This is a genomic window from Xanthobacter sp. BG11Y11_SDJG, from assembly GCF_057364445.1.
Genome location: NZ_JBNFNU010000501.1, coordinates 1 through 2,615, shown reverse-complemented (window position 1 = coordinate 2,615; position 2,615 = coordinate 1). Strand labels below are relative to the sequence as shown.

Here is a 2,615-nt window from a genome sequence, read left to right as displayed (position 1 = left end):
GAAACACCCCGGAGCGGCCCCCCCGCTCCGGGGTGTTCGTTGCTGTCCGGACCGACGATCGGCGAGCTGGATCGGGTGGGACCGGATGTGTCGGAGCCAGCGGCGTCCTGCGGCGGACCGCGCGGCTCCTGATCCCGAAATCCCCGGCCTAGGCGCCCTTCGGCCGGAACGCGGCGATGACCTCCGCATGGGTCTCGATGCGCGCCGCGCCGATCAGATCGAGGGCATAGGGCACCGCCGGAAAACACCGCGTCGAGACACACCGAGATCGAGGCCGGCTTGCCGGGAAGGTTGATGATCAAGGTCTTGCCCCGCACCCCCGCCTCCTGGCGCGAGAGGATCGCGGTGGGCACCTCGGTGAGGCTGATGCGCCGCATCTGCTCGCCGAAGCCCGGCAGCGGCTTCTCCACCACCGCCGCCATGGCCTCCGGGGTGAGATCGCGCGGCGCCGGCCCGGTCCCCCCGGTGGTCAGCACCAGATCGAGCCGTTCCACGTCGCACAGATAGATGAGGGTGTCCCGCACGCTGTCCAGGCCGTCGGGAATGACCCGGTAATCGGCCTCCCACGGGCTCGAAATGGCTCGCCGCAGCCACGCCTCGATGGCCGGGCCGCTCTTGTCCTCATAGGCGCCGGCGCTCGCCCGGTCGGAGATGGTGAGGATGCCGATGCGCGCCTGTGCCATGAGCGTTGCGTCCGTCCGGGTGTGCGGGGCCTTGCGCGAGTGGTGCCCCCGCTTGGCGCCGAAAGCAAGCGCCGCCGCATGCCGCGACCCGGCTCAGAACGTCGCCACCCGCTTGGCGCGCCCCTTAATGTCGCGCCCGCGCGCCTGCGGCAACGGGCGCACCAGCGCCTCCAGCTGCGCGCCGAAGAGATCAAGGCCGAACGGCCCCGCCATCGCCTGCCAGATCTTGCGCCGGTCGCTCGCGCCCGGTGGATGACGCGATGCGCGCGATGCCGCGCGAGACGATCGCCTCGTCGAGGTCGTCGACGCGGTGGGTGATGAGGAGCAGCAGTCCGTTGAAGTATTCGAGCCCGCGCAGCAAAACGCCCACCACCGCGTTCATGGTGAGGTCGTCCGGCCGGCGCTTGAGATCGACGTCCGCCTCATCAGCATCGCCGCGCACGACTTCTGGCCGCGAGTGATGCGGGCGGCGTCACTTCTGGCGCAGCGCCGTGAAGGCGCCGGCGATCTGGTTGGCGGCATAAGGCACGAACATGCTCGCCCCGGCGGTCAGGAACCAGCCGATATTGTCGAGCTCGGGGAAGGCGTTGCGCACCAGCCCCTGCCAGATGCTCACGGCGCCCACGCCGAGGAACAGGATCAGGATCACGCCCATTCCCATGAAGGCGATGAGGCGGCTGGAGCTCGGGGCGTAGGTGAAGCGCTCCCCCGCAGGCAAGGCCGGGTCGTTGATTTCGCTCTTTTCCGAGAGCGCGCGGGTGAGGGTCCAGGAGAACGTCCCGTCGGTCTCCCGGTGCTGGAGATGGACCACCACCAGCCACAGCATGATCATGCCGAACACATAGCTTGCGGCGATCAACACGAGGGCGAGGATTTGCGGCAGGAGCTGAGGATTTGCGAGCGGGGTGTCCATGGGCCGGCCTCCGGAACCATATCGCAATGATCGAAGAAATGCTTGATACACTTATAACGTTTACCGGGTGCGTCGGCAATGGTCGCACCTGCGCGGACGCAAGGGCCGGCCGCGCCCGTCCTCCGGCCCGACTTCCTTTTCCTTTTGGCCGACCCGCACTAAATGCACGGAGCCCGCCGCGTCACGGGGCGGGGATGGGAGGCACAAGATGGCTTACGAAACGATCCTGGTTGAGCGGCACGAGCGGGTTGGGCTGATCCGCCTTAACCGGCCGCAGGCGCTGAACGCGCTCAATTCCGTGCTGATCGGCGAGCTCAACACCGTGCTCGACGAATTCGAGGCCGACCGCGGCATCGGCTGCATGGTGCTCACCGGATCGGAGAAGGCCTTCGCGGCGGGCGCCGACATCAAGCAGATGCAGGACTATTCCTACCCCGAGACCTATCTCGACGACTACATCACCTCGTGGGAGCGCCTGTCGCGCGCGCGCAAGCCGGTCGTCGCCGCGGTGGCGGGCTTCGCGCTCGGCGGCGGCTGCGAGCTCGCCATGATGTGCGACTTCATCCTCGCCGCTGACACGGCGAAGTTCGGCCAGCCGGAGATCAAGCTCGGCGTCATGCCCGGCTCCGGCGGCACCCAGCGGCTCACCCGCTTCGTCGGCAAGTCCAAGGCCATGGAGATGTGCCTCACCGGCCGCATGATGGACGCCGCCGAAGCCGAGCGCGCCGGCCTCGTCTCCCGCGTGGTGCCCGCCGCCGACCTCGTGGCCGAGGCGCTCAAGGTGGCGAAGACCATCGCCGACATGTCGCTGCCGGTGGCCATGCAGACCAAGGAAAGCGTGAACCGGGCCTATGAGACCACGCTCACCGAGGGCATCCGCTTCGAGCGTCGGGTGTTCCAGTCGCAGTTCGCCTTCGCCGACCAGAAGGAAGGCATGACCGCCTTCGTCGAGAAGCGCGCAGCCGAAGTTCCAGCGCGTGAGGGCGCCGGCCGCCCCGGGCCGGCGCGCGCGGCCTGGG

The 2,615-nt window shown here is 68.6% G+C and carries 3 protein-coding genes and 1 pseudogene; 1 reads left to right on the top strand and 3 read right to left on the bottom strand.

What is annotated here, in order from left to right:
• Window positions 1-148 precede the first annotated feature (148 nt).
• From mog to AC2W7M_RS23500, 3 genes and pseudogenes are all read right to left on the bottom strand, one after another.
• Window positions 149-683, bottom strand: a pseudogene (mog, locus tag AC2W7M_RS23510) (molybdopterin adenylyltransferase).
• Window positions 684-873: 190 nt separating this feature from the next.
• Complete coding sequence (locus AC2W7M_RS23505) at window positions 874-1,125, bottom strand: hypothetical protein (protein ID WP_486135354.1); 252 nt, start codon at window positions 1,123-1,125, stop codon at window positions 874-876.
• Between the two features lie 30 nt (window positions 1,126-1,155).
• Window positions 1,156-1,596, bottom strand: a complete 441-nt coding sequence (locus AC2W7M_RS23500) for a hypothetical protein (RefSeq protein ID WP_486135352.1) — start codon at window positions 1,594-1,596, stop codon at window positions 1,156-1,158.
• Between the two features lie 208 nt (window positions 1,597-1,804).
• On the opposite strand from AC2W7M_RS23500, the gene AC2W7M_RS23495 reads away from it, so the two are divergent.
• Window positions 1,805-2,615 (top strand): enoyl-CoA hydratase (locus AC2W7M_RS23495; protein WP_486135351.1); only part of this gene is annotated, 811 nt, incomplete at its 3' end.